Annotated in this window: 20 protein-coding genes and 1 pseudogene; 2 read left to right on the forward strand and 19 right to left on the reverse strand. The window is 59.9% G+C overall.

Annotated features, from left to right (window positions below):
* Positions 1–51: 51 nt before the first annotated feature.
* From ACFFFR_RS03475 to ACFFFR_RS03505, 7 genes are all read right to left on the reverse strand, one after another.
* Entirely contained in the window at positions 52–975 is a 924-nt protein-coding gene (locus tag ACFFFR_RS03475; protein ID WP_377458143.1) for an SseB family protein, read from the reverse strand.
* Positions 968–1,711, reverse strand: coding sequence for a bifunctional 1-(5-phosphoribosyl)-5-((5-phosphoribosylamino)methylideneamino)imidazole-4-carboxamide isomerase/phosphoribosylanthranilate isomerase PriA (gene priA / locus ACFFFR_RS03480; protein ID WP_377458144.1), 744 nt, complete (start codon positions 1,709–1,711; stop codon positions 968–970). The genes ACFFFR_RS03475 and priA overlap by 8 nt, the downstream gene beginning before the upstream one ends.
* Positions 1,712–1,751: 40 nt before the next feature.
* Positions 1,752–1,916 (reverse strand): CG2302 family histidine operon protein, encoded by a 165-nt coding sequence (locus ACFFFR_RS03485; protein WP_377458145.1) that lies wholly within the window; start codon positions 1,914–1,916, stop codon positions 1,752–1,754.
* Positions 1,913–2,548 (reverse strand): imidazole glycerol phosphate synthase subunit HisH, encoded by a 636-nt coding sequence (hisH, locus tag ACFFFR_RS03490; protein WP_377458146.1) that lies wholly within the window; start codon positions 2,546–2,548, stop codon positions 1,913–1,915. The genes ACFFFR_RS03485 and hisH overlap by 4 nt, the downstream gene beginning before the upstream one ends.
* Complete coding sequence (gene hisB, locus ACFFFR_RS03495; RefSeq protein WP_377458147.1) at positions 2,549–3,166, reverse strand: imidazoleglycerol-phosphate dehydratase HisB; 618 nt, start codon at positions 3,164–3,166, stop codon at positions 2,549–2,551.
* 60 nt (positions 3,167–3,226) lie between these two features.
* Positions 3,227–4,315, reverse strand: coding sequence for a histidinol-phosphate transaminase (locus ACFFFR_RS03500; RefSeq protein WP_377458207.1), 1,089 nt, complete (start codon positions 4,313–4,315; stop codon positions 3,227–3,229).
* A 97-nt stretch (positions 4,316–4,412) separates the two neighbouring features.
* Positions 4,413–4,742: a LysM peptidoglycan-binding domain-containing protein gene (locus tag ACFFFR_RS03505; protein ID WP_377458148.1), complete on the reverse strand. Its 330-nt coding sequence runs from the start codon at positions 4,740–4,742 to the stop codon at positions 4,413–4,415.
* Positions 4,743–4,978: 236 nt separating this feature from the next.
* Between ACFFFR_RS03505 and lexA the strand changes: the two genes are divergently transcribed.
* Positions 4,979–5,728: a transcriptional repressor LexA gene (gene lexA, locus ACFFFR_RS03510; protein WP_377458149.1), complete on the forward strand. Its 750-nt coding sequence runs from the start codon at positions 4,979–4,981 to the stop codon at positions 5,726–5,728.
* A gap of 22 nt (positions 5,729–5,750) precedes the next feature.
* Here the strand turns inward: lexA and ACFFFR_RS03515 are convergent, their stop codons facing one another.
* On the reverse strand, positions 5,751–7,859 hold the full coding sequence (locus tag ACFFFR_RS03515; protein ID WP_377458150.1) for an ATP-dependent DNA helicase: 2,109 nt from the start codon (positions 7,857–7,859) through the stop codon (positions 5,751–5,753).
* A 50-nt stretch (positions 7,860–7,909) separates the two neighbouring features.
* Positions 7,910–9,478 carry a GTPase HflX gene (gene hflX, locus ACFFFR_RS03520; RefSeq protein WP_377458208.1) on the reverse strand — a complete coding sequence of 523 codons (1,569 nt, stop codon included), beginning with the start codon at positions 9,476–9,478 and terminating at the stop codon, positions 7,910–7,912.
* Positions 9,479–9,560: 82 nt separating this feature from the next.
* Here hflX and ACFFFR_RS03525 point away from each other — a divergent pair, with 82 nt between their 5' ends.
* Positions 9,561–10,214, forward strand: coding sequence for a class I SAM-dependent methyltransferase (locus tag ACFFFR_RS03525; RefSeq protein WP_377458151.1), 654 nt, complete (start codon positions 9,561–9,563; stop codon positions 10,212–10,214).
* Between the two features lie 16 nt (positions 10,215–10,230).
* On the opposite strand, the gene miaA is transcribed toward ACFFFR_RS03525, so the two are convergent.
* The 10 genes and pseudogenes from miaA to ACFFFR_RS03575 form a co-directional block, all read right to left on the reverse strand.
* Positions 10,231–11,175 (reverse strand): tRNA (adenosine(37)-N6)-dimethylallyltransferase MiaA, encoded by a 945-nt coding sequence (gene miaA, locus ACFFFR_RS03530; RefSeq protein ID WP_377458152.1) that lies wholly within the window; start codon positions 11,173–11,175, stop codon positions 10,231–10,233.
* Positions 11,176–11,184: 9 nt separating this feature from the next.
* Complete coding sequence (miaB, locus tag ACFFFR_RS03535) at positions 11,185–12,675, reverse strand: tRNA (N6-isopentenyl adenosine(37)-C2)-methylthiotransferase MiaB (RefSeq protein ID WP_377458153.1); 1,491 nt, start codon at positions 12,673–12,675, stop codon at positions 11,185–11,187.
* Between the two features lie 54 nt (positions 12,676–12,729).
* Positions 12,730–13,335, reverse strand: a complete 606-nt coding sequence (locus ACFFFR_RS03540) for a regulatory protein RecX (RefSeq protein ID WP_377458154.1) — start codon at positions 13,333–13,335, stop codon at positions 12,730–12,732.
* A 2-nt stretch (positions 13,336–13,337) separates the two neighbouring features.
* Positions 13,338–14,381, reverse strand: coding sequence for a recombinase RecA (gene recA, locus ACFFFR_RS03545; protein ID WP_377458155.1), 1,044 nt, complete (start codon positions 14,379–14,381; stop codon positions 13,338–13,340).
* A gap of 213 nt (positions 14,382–14,594) precedes the next feature.
* Positions 14,595–14,813 (reverse strand): DUF3046 domain-containing protein, encoded by a 219-nt coding sequence (locus tag ACFFFR_RS03550; RefSeq protein WP_446686093.1) that lies wholly within the window; start codon positions 14,811–14,813, stop codon positions 14,595–14,597.
* 100 nt (positions 14,814–14,913) lie between these two features.
* Positions 14,914–15,348 carry a helix-turn-helix domain-containing protein gene (locus ACFFFR_RS03555; RefSeq protein WP_377458157.1) on the reverse strand — a complete coding sequence of 145 codons (435 nt, stop codon included), beginning with the start codon at positions 15,346–15,348 and terminating at the stop codon, positions 14,914–14,916.
* A 174-nt stretch (positions 15,349–15,522) separates the two neighbouring features.
* The gene (locus tag ACFFFR_RS03560; protein ID WP_377458158.1) at positions 15,523–16,014 is read right to left on the reverse strand and encodes a CinA family protein; all 492 of its coding nucleotides are present in this window, start codon (positions 16,012–16,014) and stop codon (positions 15,523–15,525) included.
* Positions 16,011–16,625 carry a CDP-diacylglycerol--glycerol-3-phosphate 3-phosphatidyltransferase gene (pgsA, locus tag ACFFFR_RS03565; protein WP_377458159.1) on the reverse strand — a complete coding sequence of 205 codons (615 nt, stop codon included), beginning with the start codon at positions 16,623–16,625 and terminating at the stop codon, positions 16,011–16,013. Before pgsA ends, ACFFFR_RS03560 begins: the two co-directional genes overlap by 4 nt.
* Positions 16,626–16,641: 16 nt before the next feature.
* Positions 16,642–19,653 (reverse strand): DNA translocase FtsK, encoded by a 3,012-nt coding sequence (locus tag ACFFFR_RS03570; RefSeq protein ID WP_377458160.1) that lies wholly within the window; start codon positions 19,651–19,653, stop codon positions 16,642–16,644.
* A 62-nt stretch (positions 19,654–19,715) separates the two neighbouring features.
* A pseudogene (locus ACFFFR_RS03575) lies at positions 19,716–21,331 on the reverse strand (ribonuclease J).
* Positions 21,332–21,362 lie beyond the last annotated feature (31 nt).

Raw genomic sequence — 21,362 nt, forward strand, 5'->3', positions numbered from 1 at the left:
CATCACGGACACCATGGGTCACAAGGATTGAAGTTTTCCCGTGCTTCTAGGCTAACCGCCCACACTCAGATGCAACGAATCAACCAGCTCCAAGAACTCCGGATCGTGGCTGAGAACCTGCTGCAGATAGTCCAGTTCGCGCTGTCGCTCTGCCTCTGAAACCTCTGCACCGAAGGTGACTTCTAGATGCAGTTCAGGGCCAGATCCACCACCTAGCAATTTGGCGCCATCGGCTCGTTCGGTCGCGATTCCGGCGGCAGGCATGATGCGCACCTGTTCGACATGCTTGAGCAGTTCGACGACCTGGCTGACTTGTGCCGCGACTTCTTGATTCCGATAGCTCGGTATCCACTCGCGCTGTTTCGCCAACGACCACACGGCCGGACGCCGGATCACGAAGGGCGTGTCGGTACCGGGGTCCAAGACCATCAGCTCAGCTTTTTCTGATACCGCCGCTAGAGCCGCACGCGGGGCGTACACCACCACCGGTCGGGCATCCGGGTGCCATGAGGTCAACCGTTCCACGGAGGAGAAAATAGGCAGCGTTTGCCGGCCATCGTTGGCGGAGAGGGTAATGAGCGCTACATCGGCTTCCTTATCCCCTACCAGACCGTGGGCACCTTCGACCGGTGCTACCACGGTCGGGGTCACCGCCGCGTAGACCTTCGCCTGAGCAAGGCCGGCGACCACCGCTGCTTCATCACCAGTGCGATGGAACTCGTCGACGCCGGCGACAAGGTCCGGATCCGCCAGCCCGTCATCGTTGTCGAACTTGTGCATGGGGTTGCCTGGACCGCTGAGGTCCCGGCCTTCCCAAGGGATGCCGGCCGAGTCGACGGCTCCGCCAGGGGTCAGTTTCAACCTGTCGAGGCGAGCCTGGATATGCCCGGGCAGCGCTTTGCTCCCCGGTGCCGCTAGCCCTTCGGAAAAACCGCTGTTTCGTTCGTTCGCGTTAGGTTTTTGGGATTCAGACATCGTCACCGTTGGCAATGGTCAGTGCCTGCGGGAGGGTGAATTTGTTCTCGTACAATGCTTTGCCGATGATGGCGCCTTCGATACCAGCGGGCACAAGCGCGTGCAGGGCACGGATGTCCTCCAGACTGGAAATCCCGCCGGAGGCCACGACTGGTTTGTCCGTGTGCTGGGTAACTTTGGTCAGCAGGTCAATGTTGGGGCCCTGCAGGGTGCCGTCCTGAATGACATCGGTGACCACGTAGCGCGCGCAGCCGGCATCCTCGAGTCGTTTGATGGTCTCCCAAATGTCGCCGCCTTCACTCGTCCAGCCTCTGCCGGAGAGTTTCTCACCCCGCACATCGAGGCTGATCGCGATCTTGTCACCGAACTTTTTGATGATGGTCGCGGTCCATTCTGGATTTTCCAAGGCAGCGGTGCCGATGTTCACTCGGGTCACCCCAAGATCTAAGGCTTGCTCCAGAGAGGCGTCGTCGCGCAGTCCACCGGAGAGTTCCACTTTGATGTTGAGCTCATCGACGATCCGTGCGATCGCCTCCCGGTTGGCACCACGTCCGAAGGCCGCGTCAAGGTCGACCAAGTGCAACCATTCAGCCCCCTGCTCCTGCCACTGGACGGCCGCGTCAACAGGATTTCCGTAGATCGTTTCAGACCCAGCTTCCCCCTGATGCAGCATGACCACTTGGCCATCCACAATGTCAACGGCCGGAAGAAGTTCGAGTTTGGTGTGTAGGGTCATGGTTCTCCCAATGTGTGGTGGTGGTGTGTGCGGCGTGAACTTACTGGGCGACAGCCCATGCGGCAACCAAGGATAAGACTGCGCAAACTCCGAAGCCAATGGACACCCAGCGGGGGAAGTCCTGCTTCCAGAACGAATACGCCCCGCCGATGAGCAGGCCGCCCAGAGCCATCAAGAGGCTGGAGGCGAGGGGAAAGTCTGTCACAGCGTTTCTACCCAGTTTCGCAGTAGCTGCAGACCGGCCCGGCCGGATTTTTCTGGGTGGAATTGAGTTGACCACAGTGGACCGTTTTCGATGGCCGCGATGAAGTCGACGCCGTGGTGGGCCCATGTCACCTGTGGTGGTTTGATCTTTGGGTTGCCCACCTCGAAGTCCCATTTCTGCACCGCGTAGCTATGGACGAAGTAGAACCGCTCATTGGCGACCCCTTCGAACATGTCTGACTCGGCCGGTGGGCATACGAAATCCCAGCCAATGTGTGGCAGCATCGGGGCATCCAGCTGCTCAACGACGCCAGGCCATTCACCGAGTCCTTCGGCTTGCACACCGTGTTCGACGCCGCGCTCGAAGAAGACTTGGTGTCCGACGCAGATACCCATCACTGGACGATTTCCGGCGATGCGCTGACCGATCCAACGTGGTGCACCGGAGGCCCGCAAGTCTTCCATTACGGTGCCGAAAGCTCCCACGCCAGGGACCAACAGGCCGTCCGCGTTCAAGATGGCCTTGGAGTCACGTGATAGTTCTACATTGGCTCCGACATGACGCAGTGCGTTCATGGCGGAGTGAATGTTGCCCGCCCCGTAGTCGAGGACGACTACTTCAGGACGGCCCATTTAGAGCGCACCCTTGGTCGAAGGGATGCCGGTCATTCGGGGGTCATCTTCCACGGCAGCTCGCAGTGCGCGGGCCAAGGCCTTGAACTGGGCTTCCACGATGTGGTGTGGATCCCGGCCGCGAATCAGGTGGGCGTGCAAGCAAATCTGCGCGTGGTAGGCGAAGGACTCGAACACGTGGCGGGTCATGGAACCAGTGAAGTGACCGCCGATGAGGTGGTACTGCTGGCCTTCTGGTTCGCCTTCGTGCACCACGTAGGGACGACCCGAGATGTCGACAACGACATTAGCGAGGGCTTCATCCAACGGCACTGTCGCTTCGCCGAAGCGGCGGATGCCTTTTTTGTCGCCTAGTGCTGCGAGGAAAACTTCACCCAGCGTGATGGCCACATCTTCAACCGTGTGGTGCACGTCGATTTCGACGTCTCCGGTGGCCTGAACAGTCAGGTCCATCTGGGAGTGCTTGGCAAGCGAGGTCAGCATGTGGTCGTAAAAAGGGACCCCAGTGCTGATGTCTGCTTGGCCCGTGCCATCCAGATCCAATTCAACAAAGACCTGTGATTCACTGGTGTTTCGCTGCATCTTGGCGCGACGACCAGCAAGTTTTTCTGCGCTCATCTCTTCTTTCACATCACAACGGCTAGCTAAAGACTGCTTCTATTCTAGTCTCTGACTGCGCTAGCCAACGATTTCTGCTAAGGCCTCAAGGAAACGGGTTGTCTCCGCCTCGGTTCCTGCCGTGACGCGCATGAAGCCTTCGATGCCGACATCTCGAATCAGCACGCCCTTGGCCAGCAGGCTCTCAAAGAGCTGCTTGTTGTCTTCAACACCACCAAAAAACACGAAGTTGGAGTCGGATACCGCAGGAGTGAAGCCAAGGCTGGACAAGCCCGTGACAATGCGATCGCGCTGCCGCTTGATGTCCTCGACGTTAGCCAGCAAGGATCCGCTGTGTCGCAGGGCCGCAAGGGCCGTTGCCTGAGTCATAACTGATAAGTGGTACGGCAAACGTACCAAACGCAGAGCCGCTGTCACCTCGGTGGCGGCCGCCAAATAGCCAAGACGTACCCCCGCCATCGCGAAGGCCTTTGACATCGTCCGTGTCACAATGAGCCGCGGCCGACCTTGAAGCATGTTCAACGCAGATTCTGTACCTGCTAGCGCGAACTCTGCATAGGCCTCATCCACGACCACAATGGAGTTGGATGATTCGGTTGCCTCGTACACAGCCTCCACAACATCTAGGCCCAGCGCAGTTCCGGTGGGGTTATTAGGCGAGCACAACAGAACAATGTGGGGTTGGTGTAGCCGCACTTGTTCGGCAGCGTGTTCGGGGCTGAGACTGAAATCTTCGGCTCGTGGAGCAGCAATGTACTCGTTGTTTGTCCCGCTAGCCAGGATGGGGTACATCGAGTATGTGGGAGCGAAGCTCAGCACTTTGCGCCCTGGCCCGCCGAAGGCCTGCATGATCTGCTGGAGAACTTCATTGGAACCGTTTGCGGCCCAAATCTGCTCTTTGGTCAGGTCGTGTCCCAGGTAGAGCGCAAGTGCTTCGCGCAATTCTACAAATTCACGGTCCGGGTAGCGGTTCATCGTCGCGGCAGCAGCCGCGGCGTATTTCACCACAGCGTCCTGAACATCTTGCGGGACCGGGTGCGTGTTCTCATTCGTGTTCAGTTGCACCGGAACATCGATTTGTGGTGCACCGTAAGCACTCTTGCCGCGAAGATCATCACGTAGCGGCAATAGATCCAATAGCTCCTGCAGCGCAGCTGCTTCTTCTGGAGTTTCGGGGGTGGGATTGATTTGCTGACTCACACATACAAGGGTAGATCAGTTTCATGGCACTACCCATTCGGAGAAGTTATGGAGTCGGAACCTCGATGCTCTGGCCCGGCTGAAGTGGGTTCTTGTCCAGACCGTTCAGCTCCTCAATTTGCATCATGGTGACAGCCACGTCTTGATCTGGGCGCTCAGCAGATGCAATATCCCACAGGGTGTCTCCGGCGTATACCGTGACCTGCTTCGTCGGGACGCCTTCAACGGAGCCGACAGCTTGGGCTTGGTTCGTTTGGGCCGCAAACAGGTACATCATCACGATCAAGGCGGCGATGATGGCTGCCAGTAACGGCATGCCCCGGAAGAGGAAGCGGCCGCGGCGGGTCAATGTCAATGCGGTAGTAGCGGTTGCCATTGTAACGATCCTTTCTGCGTCAGCTGGAGTTCTTACTCCTCCAACCAACACCGACTTCGAACATATCTTCGATGTCTTGTTCTATAAAAGTTCTAGCACAAAGTTTCGAACAATGTCGAGTGTCGTTCGAAGATACCTTTCATATCCGTACGATTTTCGGTAGCCTTGTGCTAGGCATATTTCAAGGAAATCAAGGCCCACCGACAGGATAAGAACCTCGCGCAAGGAGATACTCAATGGCTGGTCGCCCACGCGGAGCACGCGGAGACAAGAACAAGCTCAGTGATCGTCAGCGCACCATCTTGACCTATATCGCGACGGAGATTGCTGATCGGGGCTATCCGCCATCCATGCGTGAAATCGGGGATGCCGCAGGGTTGGCCTCCCTCTCCTCCGTGACTCACCAGCTCAAACAGCTGGAAAAGATGGGGTACATTCGTCGCGATCCGAACCGGCCCCGCGCTCTCGAACTGATCAATGATGCTCTACAGCCCATTCCGCTCCAAGCAGTTGCCGACCGGGATCACCTAGTTTCGAATGTGGATATGCCTCGTGGCTGGCTGGGCGATGGCGGCTATGTACCAACGACCGACACACTCGCGACCGAAGCCGAACAGGTCCAGGTACCCGTCGTGGGCCGCATCGCCGCAGGTGGACCGATCTTGGCTGATCAGCAAGTCGAAGATGTCATGACGCTACCCAAACAGATCACCGGTGACGGCGAGCTCTTCATGCTCCGGGTCTCAGGAGACTCCATGATCGACGCGGCCATTTGTGACGGAGATTGGGTCGTCGTTCGCAAACAACAGGATGCCCACAATGGCGACATTGTCGCGGCCTTGCTCGACGACGAAGCAACTGTGAAGACGTTCCGCCAGCGTGATGGCCACACTTGGCTCTTGCCGCAGAACACCAACTACGAGCCCATTCTTGGTGATCACGCAACCATCATGGGCAAAGTCGTCTCCGTATTGCGTTCAGTCTGAGAACCCGGAGTAAGGGCAACCGCTAGCTGCTCAGGCGTTTGAGCACCTGTAAGATCTTGTCGCGGTCTGTTGTGGACCAGAAATCCGGTAGCGCCGACTTGATGAACCCGCCGTATGACTTCTTGACGATCCGTGAATCAATGATGGCTACGACGCCACGGTCGTCGCTGCTTCGAATGAGCCGCCCAACCCCTTGAGCGAGCCGCATGGCCGCATGCGTTGCAGACACCGTCAGGAAGCCATTTCCCCCGGCACGGGCAACTTTCAGCGAGCGCGCCTTAGACATCGGATCATCCGGTCGTGGGAACGGAATCCGGTCAATGATCACCAGCCGCAATGCGTCCCCGGGAACATCGACACCTTGCCACAGGCTCATGGTGCCGAACAGGGACAGGTCCTTGTCCTCGGAAAAACGACGGATCAGGTCTGCCATGCTGGACTCGCCTTGGCACAAGATCGGCATGTCCAGTTCATCGCGGATATAGGCCGTCACCTCTTTTGCCGCGGCGATCGAGGAGAACAATCCTAAGGCACCTCCCCCGCTGGCTTCCATGAGGTCTCTGATTTCGCTCAGGCTTTCCGGGGAACGCTGTTGTGTTGGTTCCGGCAGGTGCTGGGCGGCATACAGAATTCCCTGTCTCGGGTAGTCGAAGGGGGATCCCACGTCCAGCCCACGCCAGCGTGAGCTTTCCTCCCGGCTCAACCCGATGCTGCCCGCCACCGAGGCGAAGTCGCCCCCAATCGCCAACGTAGCGCTGGTCAAGATGACAGTACGATCCTCCAACAGACCCTGTTTCAAAGGCCCTGCAACGGAAATCGGAGCGACCCACAACTGTGGCGGCGTCATTGGATCTGGATCTTGGTAGCCCTTGCCTGGCACATGCGTCCGGGGCCGAGTCAGCCAGAGGGCCTCATGGGCAGGACCTGCCGCGCGCGCAGCGCTGCCAGTGATTCCTTGGGCCGAGTTCATGACCCGGTCGGCCGCATCGTACACAGCTTGGAGTCGAGACCGAGCCACCTGCCGGCCGGCATCTTGGTCTTTCCCTGAATCTTTCGTATCCGAGAGCAGGGTGCGCGTCGCACTGAGCACGGCAGCCAAAGCAGCCTCTTGGGCCTGATTCAGCCCCATCTCGAGCAACCCGTCACTAGTTGCGTTGAAGGCGTTCTCGAAGTCTTTGATGGCCTCTTCTAACAAGGCTGGAGAGACCGAGGTGTGCTTGCGGGTACTCGTGGCGGCGGCCTTCATTGCCGCCGCGGAAAGCTCGGTAGACACCGAGGTGGTGATCCGGTCTTGGAGTTCGTGGGCCTCATCGATGATGACAACATCGTGTTCGGGAAGGACCCCGTATCCTTCAATGGCGCTGAATGCTAGGAGCGCGTGGTTCGTCACCACGATGTCAGCGGTTGCCGCATGTGCGCGTGACTGTTCGACGAAGCACTCGTCGTAGAACTGGCATTTGCTGCCCAAGCATTCCCGAGCACTGACGGAAACCTGCCGCCAAGCACGATCCGAAACTCCGGGAGAGAGATCATCGCGGTCGCCGGTCTCGGTTTCCGCTGCCCACGCACGCAGGCGTTGGATCTGCTCGCCTAGCTCACTCAATCCGGAGCCAAAGGACGTGGCTGCCTGCGGAGTCTGCTCCGTCAACGGAACGGCGGCACCATCATCGAGCATACCGATCAGGGCTTCTTGCCCCTCGTCTTCAGGAAAGCCGCCGGCGAGCTTGTTGCGGCAAACATAGTTTGACCGCCCTTTAACGAGCGCGGTTACTGCCTCCCGTGGCAGCTTGTCTTCAAGCGAATCTAACAACCGGGGAAGGTCACGACTCATCACCTGAGACTGCAACGCCAATGTAGCGGTGGAGATCACCACGGGCTTGTCGCTGTTCATGGCGTGATGCAGCGCCGGTACTAGATAGGCCAGAGACTTACCGGTACCGGTCCCGGCTTGTACGAGCAAGTGCCGGTTTTTCTCAATAGCTTCGACGACCTCGGCGGCCATGGTGACCTGACCGGGTCGTTCTTGTCCGCCTAACCCGTCGACAGCTTCCTGCAGCCACTCCAAGGCCACTTTCTGCGACGGTGAATACGTGGCCGTGGCGGGTTGGGAGTCAGCAGCAGATTGAGGCATTGCTCCAGTCTACGTGGCCACACCGACGGTCTAGGGTTGTCCACACCAGATTAGGCATCCTGATATTGGCTCAACTCTCCGGCCAGCTCGGCCCGCACCTTCACCCGCATCGCGGTCCCTTCGGCACGGTGCTCGGTCGTCAGGATTTCAACGTCCGCCGCATGGAGCCGAGAGACCACGTCCCCGTCGGTGTAAGGCACCAAGAGGTCCATCTCAAGATCTGGCCGCGGGATCAGATCAGAGATAATTTCCTGCAGGTGGTCGATGCCGGCGCCGGTTCGTGCGGAGACCACCACAGCGTGGGTTTCCTGGTTCAGGACGCGCTGGACCACCATCGGGTCTGCCACGTCAGCCTTATTCAGGACGATGATTTCCGGGATGTTGTGGGCATCGATGTCACGGAAGACGGAGCGAACCGCTTCGATCTGGCCCTCTGGGTCGGGATGCGATGCGTCGACCACGTGAAGGATGAGGTCAGCATCGGCGACTTCTTCCAGCGTTGAGCGGAAGGCCTCCACCAGCTGCGTCGGCAACAGGCGCACAAACCCGACCGTGTCGGTGAGCGTGTAGCCAATGCCATCCGGGGTCTGGCTCTTACGGACGGTCGGATCCAAGGTCGCGAACAGAGCGTTCTCAACCAAGACTTCCGCATCGGTCAACCGGTTCAACAGCGAGGACTTACCAGCGTTGGTGTAACCGGCAATCGCCACCGACGGTACCGCGTGGCGGCGCCGGCTCGCACGTTTGGTTTCACGCACCGGTTCCATGGCGGCGATCTCTTTTTTGAGTTTCGACATGCGGGCACGAATCCGGCGCCGGTCCAACTCGATCTTGGTTTCACCAGGACCACGGCCACCGATACCGCCGCCGAGGGCACCAACACGGCCACCAGCCTGACGGGACAGGGACTCACCCCAACCACGCAGACGCGGCAGAAGGTATTCCAGCTGGGCCAGTTCTACCTGGGCCTTACCTTCACGGGATTGGGCATGCTGGGCAAAAATGTCCAAAATCAGAGCTGTACGATCAATGACCTTCACTTTGACGATGTCTTCTAGACCGCGGCGTTGCGATGGCGCCAACTCGGTGTCGACAATGACCGTGTCGGCGCCGGTTGCTTGCACCATGGCTTTGAGTTCCTGGGCTTTGCCGGAGCCGAGGTAGGTAGCGGGGTCTGGTTTGAGGCGGCGTTGCAAAACGCCATCGAGAACGACCGACCCAGCGGTCTCCGCCAAGGCGGCAAGTTCACGCAAGGAATTTTCGGCGTCTTTGAGCGTGCCAGCTTCTGGGGAGTAGAGTCCCGCCAGAACCACCCGTTCTAGACGCAGTTCCCGGTATTCAACGTCGGTGACGTCTTCAAGTTCTGTCGATAGGCCCTGGACGCGGCGCAACGACTGACGTTCTTGACGTTGCCATTGCTCCCCATCAAAGACGCTATCTTCTGCTTCTGAATCTAACGCTGCAGCACGGGAGTCCAAGAGGTCTTCATCGTGATCGGCCCGGGTCACATGCTTCGACGCTGAAGCGGACTCTACGGAAAGGATGCGATCGATAACATCTTGAATGTCGTTGGTCTCACGTTGCTTTTCGTTATTCGTGGTAATAATTTCCCCTTGGATAAGCGATAGGTTGTGCTTCTATAACCATCGGCAACCCCGTTTTGTTCCCGAGGCCGTTGATGATTAGGCTACGCTGAATTGCATGGCCAGTTCCACTAATCCCGGCGATTCTGCCGCGCGCTCTGCACCGAGCGGACACTACTTCCAAGCCTCTTCAACAGCGTCTTTCCAACCTATGACAGTGGAGTTGTTGGGGGAACAGCGAAATCTTGTCGCAGCCAAAGGGATTTTTTCACCCAAGGAAATCGACAAGGGTACAGCCATCCTGCTCCGGCACGTTAAAGCTCCCTCGGCCGCTGGGACGTTTCTTGATCTTGGCTGCGGTTGGGGCCCATTGGCACTCACCATGGGATTAGCCCAGCCAGAGGCTGAGGTCTGGGCTCTAGACGTCAATGAAAACGCGTTAGCCTCGACCGCAGAAAATGCCCGCAGGCTGGGGCTAACAAATATTCGGCCGATCACGGCAGAACAGATTCCCGGTGAGGTTGGTTTCGACCAAATTTGGTCCAACCCGCCCATTCGGGTGGGCAAGAAAGTCCTGCACCAGCTGCTATTGGCGTGGTTGCCACGACTCAACCCAGGTGGACAAGCCTGGCTGGTGGTGCAGAAACACTTGGGCTCGGACTCGTTACTGAAATGGTTGCAACAAGAGTTGCCTGCTGGGTTCGTTTCTTCGCGTGCAGCCTCGGACAAGGGCTTCCGTATCTTGCTGGTCGAGCGAGAGCAGCAGCGCTAGAGACGGCCAGGTTGGCTTAGACCGTCTCGATCAGGGCTACGGCGTGATCGACGAGTTCGGGAGCGTCCCAGGCAAGCCAATGGACGCGCGAATCGGCACGGAACCAAGTCTCTTGGCGCCGTGCGAACTGGCGAGTGGCCGTCGCAATGAGTTCCTGCCACTGCCCTGCCGTGATCTTGCCGGCCAAGAATTGTTGTGTTTGCGGATAGCCGATGGCGCGCGACGCGGTGGGTGCCTCGGCCAGGCCACGTGACAGTAGTTCTTGAGTTTCTTCCGCCAGCCCATCGGCAATCATGCGCGAGACGCGTACGTCGATGCGCTCGTGCAGGAGGGACCGTTCCATCTGCAACCCGATTTGTATCGTGCGGGGATCCCGATACCTCCGTTGCGGCATATAGGAGGTAAAGGTGCGACCCGAAATCTCGTGGACTTCAAGGGCCCGAATGATACGCCGGTCATCGTGCAGCCGTTGGGCGGACTCGGGGTCAATGCGCGCTAAACGCTCAGCCAGCACTGACATGCCGTGTTGTTGTGCTTGCTCCTCTAGCCTGCGGCGTACGTCCGGGTCAGTGGGCGGAAACTCGATCTCATCTAGGGCCGCACGGACGTACAAACCGGAACCGCCCACCAGAATCGGTGTACGGCCACGGTCACGAATGTCCTCGAATTTTTCGCGGGCCTGTTGCTGGAAGGTGGCTACCGAGGCTTCCTCGGATAAGTCCATGGTGTCGATCAGATGATGCGGGATACCTGCCTGTTCCTCGGCAGTCGCTTTGGCTGTCCCGATGTCTAGCCCACGATAGAACTGCATGGCATCAGCATTGACCACTTCCCCGTCCAGACGCCGGGCAAGTTCAATGGCCAAGGCTGTCTTGCCGGTGGCAGTGGCCCCAACAATGGCGACAATAGGCGTGTGGGACGCTGCCGTGCCTGTTGCGTTGCTTGCGCTGCCGGTCGACATTGAGACGGCTTAGCTGCCCACGCGTAGGGTCGGCAGACCCAAAGAAACGGCCTTGGGTTTTCCTCCCGGTGTGGGGACACCGCAGCTATCAGCCTGTTCACGCTCCCACGCATCTCCGGAGCGTGAGCGGCGCAGACTGTATTGATCGGCGGTGGGATCTGAGATGAGGAAGAACGGTTTGGCTTCGGTGATCGGTACTTCCACGAAGTCACCGGGCCGGGGTGCTGGTTGTCCTTCCGGAACGGAGAAGTGAACGAGGCGGTTGTCCCGAGCACGACCAGAGAGCCGTCCGGTCTGGTCCGATTTGCTGCCGGCAGCCGCTGTAACCAAAAGTTCCTGTGTGGTGCCCAAGAGTTTTAGGTTTTCGGCCGCCGCGATTTCGTCTTGGAGCGCGACGAGTCGTTCGTAGCGTTCCTGAACCACGTCTTTGGGGACCTGATTTTCCATGGTGGCGGCGGGGGTTCCGGGGCGAATCGAGTATTGGAAGGTGAAGGCTGCGGCGAACCGTGATTCGCGCACGACGTCCATGGTGGCTTGGAAGTCCTCTTCGGTTTCGCCGGGGAAGCCGACGATGATGTCCGTGGTGATGGCAGCGTCTGGCATGCGTTGACGTACTTTGTCCAAGATGCCCAAGAATTTCTTGGAACGGTAGGAGCGCCGCATCGACTTCAGGATGCGGTCCGATCCGGATTGCAGTGGCATGTGAAGTTGCGGCATCACGTTCGGGGTCTCGGCCATGGCATCGATGACATCATCGGTGAACATTGCCGGGTGCGGGCTGGTGAAACGGACCCGTTCCAGTCCTTCGATGTCACCGCAGGCACGCAGCAACTTCGCGAAGGCACCGCGGTCGCCGAACTCAACTCCGTAACTGTTGACGTTTTGTCCTAGCAGTGTCACCTCGGTGGCGCCTGCATCCACGAGGGCCTGCACTTCCGCAAGTACTTCGCCAGGCCGGCGGTCTTTTTCTTTACCGCGCAGGGACGGCACGATGCAGAATGTGCAGGTGTTGTTACAGCCAACGGAAATCGATACCCACCCGGAGTAGGCGTTCTCGCGTTTCGTCGGCAGGGTCGAGGGGAAGACTTCCAGTGCTTCGAGAATCTCGATTTCGGCCTGCTGATTGTGCCGGGCGCGCTCGAGCAGTGTTGGAAGGGAGCCAATGTTGTGGGTACCGAATACGACATCGACCCACGGGGCACGTTTGAGGACAGTGTCTTGGTCCTTTTGTGCCATGCAGCCGCCGACGGCGATTTGCATGCCTTCGTGATCAGCTTTGACACTGCGCAAGTTGCCAAGGTGTCCGTATAACCGGTTGTCGGCGTTTTCACGCACGGCACAGGTGTTGAAGACGACGAGGTCAGGGTTCTCGTCCTGGACTGGGACATAGCCGGCTTCTTCCAACAGCCCGGAGATGCGCTCGGAGTCGTGCACATTCATCTGGCAGCCGAAGGTGCGTACCTCGTAGGTTCGGGCAGGAGTGGTCGCAGTGCTGGTCATGGGGGCAGATTTTCCTTAGCTGAAAAGTCGTACCTACTAATTGTAGTGCCCGCGTCAAATTTGGTGAGCGTCGAGTGCTTCGTTCACTAGGGCGAAGGACAATGAGGGGTCGTAGCCTTTGCGCTGTAAATGGCCAACGAGTCTGCGCACGTATTTTTCCCGGGTTTTGCGGTATTCCGGGGTCCGAGGTTCCAGCAGTGGCAGGGTGCGCAAGCGTTTTTCCAGCAGCTCGTGAGCGCGGGCACGCTCATCGTCGCGATCAAGATTCGTTAGAGCATCCTCGATGACGTCTTGTTCGATGCCTTTGTCTTGGAGCTCGCGTCGCAGCGCTCCGCGTGCCAGGCCGCGGATCTCGTGGCGCTGCTCGACCCAGTCACGGGCGAACTGGGCGTCGTTGATCAGCCCGAGTTCCGTGTAGCGGTCCAGTAGGTCAGAGGCGAGGTCCGGGTCGATCTCGGCTTCGGCGAGTTTTTGCGCCAGCTGGTGCCTGGTGCGCGGGCCCGCGTTGAGTTGGCGCAGAATAATGCCCCGGGCTTTGGAGCTCTCTTCGTTATCGGCGACTTCGGTGAGCTCTTCGCTGGTACCGGAAGGCCCGGACTCGATTTCCTCGATCCGGGCCTGCAGGTCGGCGATGAGCTGGGCAGCTCGATCAGCACTCATGTTTACTCAGCGACGGCTTTCAGGTCGGGACCTTCTTCGCCTTCGGCTGGTTTATCGATGCCCAGCTTCTCGCGAATACGACGTTCAAGTTCGTCGGCGAGGTCCGGGTTGTCTTTCAGGAAGCGGCGGGCGTTCTCTTTACCCTGGCCAAGCTGGTCGCCATCGTAGGTGAACCAGGCGCCGGATTTGCGCACGAGGCCGTGCTCCACACCCATGTCGATGAGACCGCCTTCGCGGGAGATCCCTTCACCGTAGAGAATGTCGAATTCGGCTTGTTTGAACGGTGGGGCCACCTTGTTCTTGACGATCTTGGCGCGGGTGCGGTTACCAACCGGGTTGGTACCTTCCTTCAACGTTTCGATCCGGCGAACGTCGATGCGCACCGAGGAGTAGAACTTCAGGGCCTTACCACCGGTGGTGGTTTCCGGGCTGCCGAAGAACACACCGATCTTTTCACGCAGCTGGTTGATGAAGATGGCGGTGGTCTTGGTTTGTGCCAGTCGACCGGTGATCTTACGCAGGGCTTGGGACATCAGGCGGGCCTGCAGACCGACGTGGCTGTCACCCATCTCGCCTTCGATTTCGGCGCGTGGCACTAGGGCTGCGACAGAGTCGATGACGATGATGTCCAGCGAGCCGGAGCCCACCAGCATGTCCATGATTTCCAGCGCCTGTTCACCGGTGTCTGGCTGTGAGACTAACAGCGCGTCCGTATCGACACCGAGCTTTTCGGCATACACGGGATCGAGTGCGTGTTCGGCGTCAATGAAGGCGGCCAAACCGCCGTTCTTCTGGGCGTTGGCTACGGCGTGCAAGGCAACTGTGGTTTTACCGGAGGATTCTGGACCGTATACCTCAACGACGCGGCCGCGTGGCAGCCCACCAATACCCAGTGCCACATCGAGCGCGATGGAGCTGGTAGAGATGGTCTCGATAGGCGCCCGGGTTTCGTCCCCCAGACGCATGACCGAGCCCTTACCGAATTGTTTATCGATCTGGGCAAGTGCTGCCTGAAGAGCTTTATCCCGGTCTGTTACCGCAGCCATGGTTCACCTTCTTGTTGTTGCGCTACTCGCTGCGCATGCGGCAGCGGTTTCTAACAATCTCCAATATATTTTCTCTCGCCGACACTTTAGGTTCGACGCACGCCGATGTGGAAAATTTATCGTCGTGACGCTCGGTGTGGAAGCCACCGGCGTGAATACTGCTTCAAGCCTAACCTATCCGAACATACATTCGAACACTTGGGGTGCGTGTCGCTAGTTCTTCGGCGGTTTCTGCACCCCGAACCAGCGTTCTTCGGGAACTTCTTGGATGATGCAGATCTCCCGCCACACATGTTTGGGGTCCACGCCTTCATTCAGGGCGGCTTGGGCGGTGCCATCGTAGTTCTGCAGAACCAGCGAGTCGGCCAGGACGTGTGCGTATCCTGCCCCAAACTCGTCTTCCATCAGTTCCCAGAATCGTGACATGCGCATAGCCACCATCCTACGTGTTCACTCTTGCCCTCAACGTACGAAAAAGCCGCCACCTGCATTAGGTAGCGGCTTTTTCGTGGTTAAGATTGACGGTTATTGCTTAGCCGGCGGATACACCGTGGGCTAGATCGTCTGGAAGTTCATCGGGAATGACGGCGCCGAAGACGCTAGAGAACTCGCTTGGCACGGTGTCTGGGATGGAGACGCCTTCAGCAAGTGCGATGCGCTCGGAGACTTCACGCAGCATCAGTGACAGTGGCACGTCCAACGCAACACAGATGGCGGAGAGTAGTTCGGAGGAAGCTTCTTTCTGACCGCGCTCTACTTCGGACAGGTAGCCCAGCGATACACGGGCACTATGCGAAACTTCACGAAGTGTCCGGCCTTGGCGCTGACGGATGTCACGCAGGACATCACCGATTTCTTGTCGAAGAATCACCATAGTGGGCTCCTTGGCCTCGTTGCTGTCGGTGTTTTCAGCTTCCAGCTTCTTCCAATGTACAACGCCATTGATGGAAACCGGTTGTCTTACCATGTGGATAATCTGCTCCTATATGGTGTGGCTGGAAATGGACTCTGTCTGATACAGCGCCGGGCGGCCCTGATTTATTCCATTTCTGTCAAACACTTGCTTCTTAGCTTATGCAGTCCGCATCGTGAGTTGGTAGCTCAAAGCCGTAAAAGCCGCGGATTCACATAGTTTTCTCAGTTAGAGACGAGCTTGGCTTGAGGAGCCGGTCAGCTCTCTGACGAGCAAGGCCAGTGCACTGACGACCGTGGCCTGGCGGATCTGGTCGCGATTACCGGTGAAGTTGTATTCCTCGGCCCAGCTGCCTTCCGGCGTGTGGATGCCGATGAAGACGGTTCCGACCGCCTTACCTTGATGGGGTTCGGGTCCGGCCACCCCGGTGGTGGACAGCGCGTAGTCCACGTTGAACTGGGCCGCAGCGCCCTCGGCCATTTGCCGGGCGACGTCGGCACAGACCGCACCGTGGGTGCTTAACAGTGCGTCATCTACGTTCAGTAGCCGATGTTTGATGTCGTTGTTGTAGCTGACAAGGCCTCCGGCCAAGGTTGCGGAGGCGCCGGGCACGTTGGCGATGGTGGCGGCCAGTTGGCCGGCGGTGAGTGATTCGGCGGTGGCGATCCTCGCTCCTCGGCGAACCAGCTCGGCCACTAGGAACTCTTCGGCCTCGTTCATTTCCGGACCTCGGAGGTCTCATCATGCTGTGCATGCTTGGCACTGTTGCGCAACCGGATTGCTTGGACGATGTATTCCAGTCCGGTCAGCACGGTCACGATGGCGGCGGCGATCATGACCCAGAAGCCGATGGTGCCCAACCAGGGTGCGATGGTGCCCAGCGGGAGCAGCATGAGGATCAGGCCGGCTGCCTGCAGGGTGGTCTTGATCTTGCCGCCCTTCGACGCTGGCATCACACCGTATTTGATGACCACGAAGCGCATCAGGGTGATGCCGATCTCCCGGACCAAGATCACGATGGTGACCCACCACGGCAAGTCCCCGGACCAGGACAGCAGGATCAGACCGGCGCCGATGAGCAGCTTGTCCGCGATGGGGTCGGCGATCTTGCCGAAGTTGGTGATCAGCCCGCGGGCACGAGCAATATCGCCGTCCAGTTTGTCGGTGATGATCGCGGCGATGAAGACCCCGGCTGCGGCCCAGCGGTAGCCGATGACCTGTTCGGTCTCAGCGGTGATGAACAGCCACGCGAAGACCGGTACCAGCAGGATCCGCAACCCAGTAAGGATATTGGGCAGGTTCCAGTTGGACACAGGTTGTTGGGCAGTCATCGTTGCGGGTTGCTCCTTAGCGACCGGTCAGGTTCCAGGCGTCTTCGCTGCCATCGGATTCCGGGTAGTAGTCGATGGCCTCGGTCCGTTGTGGTTCGATGCCGATCATGGTTTCTGCCACGATAGCGCGGTCTTCGGAGTCGCTGAAGTCGTCGGCGAAGTCGGTGCTGTACTCCGTGGTGAAGGCGTCCTCGTCGGCTCCCTCAGCTGGGGTGGCCATGGGTTCGGTCATTGGGGCGCCTTGGTCCAAGGCGGGTTCAGCGACCGGCTCGGGTTCAAGCTCGGCAGCTGGTTCCGGCTCTGGCGGGGTTTCGCCGCGCAGGTTGGCCAGCACCTGGTCGAGTTCTTCGGGTTGGACAAGTACTTCGCGGGCCTTCGAGCCTTCGGAGGGGCCGACGATCTCGCGGGATTCCAGCAGGTCCATCATGCGGCCGGCCTTGGCGAAACCGATGCGCAGTTTGCGCTGCAGCATCGAGGTCGAACCCAGCTGGGAGTTGATGACCAGCTCTGCGGCCTGCAGCAGGGTGTCCAGATCTTCGCCGATGTCCTCGTCGATCTTCTTGGATTCGGCGGCCGGGATGACGTCGTCGCGGTACTGGGCCTTGAGCTGGCCCTTGACGTGTTCGACGACCTTGTGGATCTCTGATTCGTTGACCCAGGCACCCTGGACACGCATCGGTTTGGAGACGCCCATCGGCAGGAAGAGCGAGTCACCTTGGCCGAGCAGTTTCTCCGCTCCGGCCATGTCCAACACCACGCGGGAGTCGGTGACTGAGGAGGTGGCGAAGGAGAGTCGGGACGGGATGTTGGCCTTGATCAGACCGGTGACCACGTCCACGGAGGGGCGCTGGGTGGCCAGCACCAGGTGGATGCCGGAGGCGCGGGCCAGCTGGGTGATTCGGGAGATGGAGTGTTCCACATCGCGCGGGGCGACCATCATCAGGTCCGCCAGCTCGTCCACAATCACCAGCAGGTACGGGTACGGTTTGAGCACCCGTTTGGAGTCCGGCGGCAGTTTCACCTCGCCGTTGCGGACGGCCTTGTTGAAGTCATCGACGTGTTTGAACCCGAACCGGGACAGATCGTCGTAGCGGGTGTCCATCTCCTTGACGACCCATTCCAAGGCTTCGGCGGCCTTCTTCGGGTCGGTGATGATCGGGGTGACCAAGTGCGGGATGCCCTCGTAGGCGGAGAGCTCGACGCGTTTGGGGTCCACCATGACCATCCGGACCTCGTCCGGGGTGGCGCGCATCAGCACGGAGACGATCATCGAGTTGATGAAGGAGGACTTACCCGCGCCGGTGGCACCGGCGACGAGCATGTGCGGCATCTTGGCCAGGTTGGCGACGACGAAGCCGCCTTCCACGTCCTTGCCGACACCGGTGATCATCGGGTGGGAGGATTTGCGGGCCGCGTTGGAGCGCAGCACATCGCCGAGTGCGACGACTTCCTTGTCCGTGTTCGGGATTTCCACGCCGATGGCGGACTTGCCCGGGATGGGGGAAATGATGCGCACATCGGAGGAGGCCACGGCGTAGGAAATGTTCCGCTCCAGTGCGGTGACCTTCTCTACTTTGGTCCCGGGAGCCAACTCGATTTCGTAGCGGGTGACGGTTGGGCCGCGGGAGAAGCCGGTGACTTCGGCGTCCACCTTGAACTGTTTCAGGGTTTCGGTCAGGGCCGCCTTGACGGTCTCGTTGGCTTCCGAGGCCACCTTCATCGGTGGGCCCGGTGGCAGCAGTTCGTTCGGCGGCAGCGTGTAGGTCACATCCCCGGACAGTTGCAGCTGCTCGGAGCGTTGCGGCAGTGGCGGCAAAGCTACGGTCGGCGCGGCAGCCGGTTCCGCCTTCTTCGGTGGCAGACCCGCGGTGGTTGGCTTCTGCGGGGCCTGTTCGGCCGCGTCGATGCGAGAGATCGCCTCGGTCACCGGTTCAGCGGAGTCGGCGCTGGATGCGTCGAGGTTCTTGTTCGCCTCGATGGCGTCGTGGTCGTAAATCTGGGTGGCCGGTTCAGCATCTGCGGAGGCCTTTCCGGCGCGCGGGCGTCGCGGCTTCTTCTTCCCTACCGGTTCAATTGGGGCTGCAGCCTCGGCGTCAAGTTCCTGATCGGCAATGACGGCCTTGTCGTAGGCCTGCACCCGGTCCTCACCGGCATCGGCGACAGCCGGTTGGGTGCTGCGGGTACCACCAAAGAGCTTGGCGAACAGGCCCGGGCGTTTACCGCTCCCCTGCTCAGCGTTCTTGCCGTACAGGTAGGACTGGTCGTGATCGGTGGCCGAGAACGCTTCGGTGGCGTCGTCGTCGGCGGCACTGCCCTTTGCTGCGGTGTAGGCGTTCGGGTCCTGCCCCATGACCCACTCGTAGCCGGCACGCATCCGGTCTCCGATATGCCGCACCGGGGTTGCGGTGAGGATCAGCAAGCCGAGCACGCCGAGCAGAATGTAGCCGACGAGGACCGGCCACGGGGTGACCAAGCTACCCAGCGGCACGGTCAGCAAAAAGCCGATCACCCCGCCGGAGTTCAACAGGTCTTCGAACGCGGCGGCCAGCACCGGCATGCCGGTGACGATGTGGGCGATCGCGGCGAAGGCGAACACCATGACCCAGGCGCCGATGGCGATGCGGCTGTTGTCCCGGTGTGCCTGCGGGTGTCTGAAGTAGCGGACCGCCCCTAGGAAGAACGGGAACGGCAACGCGAGTGCGGCCAGCCCGAACGGTCCGGCGGCGGCGTAGTGGATCCCGTCGGTGAACCAGTTGTGCAGTTCGCGGGCGCCCCACCATTCCACGAAGGCGATGAGGAGTCCGACCAGCAGCAGCAACAGGCCCGCGCCGTCGCGTTTGTCCTGATTGGGGACCTCAACGTTACGGCCTAGGGCTCGGAAGAGTGCACCGACAGGCCGGGCAAACACCAACCACACACTGTACGCGAAGCGGCTCAGCCAGTGTTGCTGAGGGACCGTCTCGACGTTCTTGGTGCTCGTGGATGAAGTTTTGGACCGTGGGCGCGCGGGGGAAGTTCGTGTCGCCATAGGCCTTAGGGTACCGTTTTTACGGTCCAAATAACAGCTAATCCGCGCTGAGCCTTCGCAGTTTAGACCTCAATCACAACGGGGACGATCATCGGTTTGCGGCGCAATTTGCGGCCCACCCAGCTGCCAATGGTCCGCCGGACCACCTGCTGCAACTGGTGTAGGGAGGCCTCCGAGTTCTTCGCCAACGCGGCCTCGAGGGCGTCTTCGATTTGTGGCACGATGCTGGCGAGCACCTGATCGGATTCGGCCAGACCGCGGGCGTGTATGTCCGGTCCGGAGACCACGCTGCCGCGTTGCCGGGAAATCACGGTGACGATGGAGATGAAACCTTCTTCACCGAGGGTGCGCCGGTCCTTCAAGTCATCCGGGGTGATTTCANCAGATCGACCACGGTGCCGTTGGTGGTCTGCATGACGTTCTCGGCCGGCACACCGGTGTCAATGGCCAGTTGTCCGTTGGCCTGCAGGTGGCGGATTTCGCCGTGCACCGGCATCGCGTTCTTCGGCTGGACCAAGTTGTACAGCACCAGCAGCTCCCCCGAGGATGCGTGCCCGGAGACGTGGACGTGTTCGTTACCGCGGTGCACGATGTCGGCACCGAGTTCGGACAAGCCGTTGATGACGCGGAAGACCTGGTTCTCGTTACCCGGGATCAGGGAGGCGGCCAGAATGACCTTGTCGTGTTCACCGAGGCTGATCTTGTGTTCGCCGTTGGCCATCCGGGACAGGGCCGCCATTGGCTCGCCTTGGGAGCCGGTGACGATCAGCACCAGCTGGTTGTCCTTGTACTGGTGGATGTCCTTCTGGTCGATCTCGTAGCCTTCGGGAACGTGCAAAAAGCCCAGCTCTTGGGCGATGCGCATGTTCCGGACCATGGACCGGCCCATGAAGGCGATCCGGCGGTTGTTCGCGACGGCGGCGTTGACCGCCAGCTGGATGCGGTCCACGTGGGAGGCGAAGGAGGCCAGCACGATCTTGCCGGGAACGTTGGCGAAGTGGCGCTCCAGAATTGGGCCGATTTCCCGTTCCGGGCGGGTGAAGCCGGGCACGTCCGCGTTGGTGGAGTCCGCCATGAACAGGTCCACGCCCTCGGCACCGATGCGGCCGATGGTGCGTAGGTCGGTGAGTCGGCCATCCAGCGGGGTCTGGTCCAGTTTGAAGTCACCGGTGTGCAGCACGGTGCCGGCGGTGGAGCGCAGGCATACGGCCAGCGAGTCCGGGATGGAGTGGTTCACGGCGATGAACTCGACCTCGAACGGGCCAAGCTGTTCCTTCTGCCCGGCATCGACCGTCATGGTGAAAGGTTTGATCCGGTGTTCTTCACACTTGGCTTCCACCAGCGCGAGGGTGAAGGTTGAGCCAACCAGCGGGATGTCCGGTTTGAGCTTGAGCAGGTACGGGATGGCGCCGATGTGGTCTTCGTGGCCGTGGGTGATGACCAGCGCCACCACATCATCGAGCCGGTCCCGGATGTAGCTCAGGTCAGGCAGGATCAGGTCCACGCCCGGTTCGGTCTCTTCCGGGAAGAGCACCCCGCAGTCGAGGATGAGCAGTTTGCCGTTGAGCTCGAAGACCGTCATGTTCCGGCCGATTTGGCCGATGCCGCCGAGGGCGACGATGCGGAGGGTATCTTTGGCCAGAGCTGGTGGGTCAATGAGCTTTTTGGCGAGGGTCATCGGGTGCGTCGATCCTTTTCACAGGGTTGTC

The organism is Micrococcoides hystricis (genome assembly GCF_042434215.1).
Lineage (GTDB): Bacteria > Actinomycetota > Actinomycetes > Actinomycetales > Micrococcaceae > Micrococcoides > Micrococcoides hystricis.

What these genes read in the sequence shown, in the direction of transcription:
- ACFFFR_RS03475 (WP_377458143.1), bottom strand. Translation starts at nt 975, where the DNA reads ATGTCTGAATCCCAAAAACCTAACGCGAACGAACGAAACAGCGGTTTT.
- priA (WP_377458144.1), bottom strand. Translation starts at nt 1,711, where the DNA reads ATGACCCTACACACCAAACTCGAACTTCTTCCGGCCGTTGACATTGTG.
- hisH (WP_377458146.1), bottom strand. Translation starts at nt 2,548, where the DNA reads ATGGGCCGTCCTGAAGTAGTCGTCCTCGACTACGGGGCGGGCAACATT.
- hisB (WP_377458147.1), bottom strand. Translation starts at nt 3,166, where the DNA reads ATGAGCGCAGAAAAACTTGCTGGTCGTCGCGCCAAGATGCAGCGAAAC.
- ACFFFR_RS03505 (WP_377458148.1), bottom strand. Translation starts at nt 4,742, where the DNA reads ATGGCAACCGCTACTACCGCATTGACATTGACCCGCCGCGGCCGCTTC.
- lexA (WP_377458149.1), top strand. Translation starts at nt 4,979, where the DNA reads ATGGCTGGTCGCCCACGCGGAGCACGCGGAGACAAGAACAAGCTCAGT.
- ACFFFR_RS03515 (WP_377458150.1), bottom strand. Translation starts at nt 7,859, where the DNA reads ATGCCTCAATCTGCTGCTGACTCCCAACCCGCCACGGCCACGTATTCA.
- ACFFFR_RS03525 (WP_377458151.1), top strand. Translation starts at nt 9,561, where the DNA reads ATGGCCAGTTCCACTAATCCCGGCGATTCTGCCGCGCGCTCTGCACCG.
- miaA (WP_377458152.1), bottom strand. Translation starts at nt 11,175, where the DNA reads ATGTCGACCGGCAGCGCAAGCAACGCAACAGGCACGGCAGCGTCCCAC.
- miaB (WP_377458153.1), bottom strand. Translation starts at nt 12,675, where the DNA reads ATGACCAGCACTGCGACCACTCCTGCCCGAACCTACGAGGTACGCACC.
- ACFFFR_RS03540 (WP_377458154.1), bottom strand. Translation starts at nt 13,335, where the DNA reads ATGAGTGCTGATCGAGCTGCCCAGCTCATCGCCGACCTGCAGGCCCGG.
- recA (WP_377458155.1), bottom strand. Translation starts at nt 14,381, where the DNA reads ATGGCTGCGGTAACAGACCGGGATAAAGCTCTTCAGGCAGCACTTGCC.
- ACFFFR_RS03550 (WP_446686093.1), bottom strand. Translation starts at nt 14,813, where the DNA reads ATGCGCATGTCACGATTCTGGGAACTGATGGAAGACGAGTTTGGGGCA.
- ACFFFR_RS03555 (WP_377458157.1), bottom strand. Translation starts at nt 15,348, where the DNA reads ATGGTAAGACAACCGGTTTCCATCAATGGCGTTGTACATTGGAAGAAG.
- ACFFFR_RS03560 (WP_377458158.1), bottom strand. Translation starts at nt 16,014, where the DNA reads ATGAACGAGGCCGAAGAGTTCCTAGTGGCCGAGCTGGTTCGCCGAGGA.
- pgsA (WP_377458159.1), bottom strand. Translation starts at nt 16,625, where the DNA reads ATGACTGCCCAACAACCTGTGTCCAACTGGAACCTGCCCAATATCCTT.
- ACFFFR_RS03570 (WP_377458160.1), bottom strand. Translation starts at nt 19,653, where the DNA reads ATGGCGACACGAACTTCCCCCGCGCGCCCACGGTCCAAAACTTCATCC.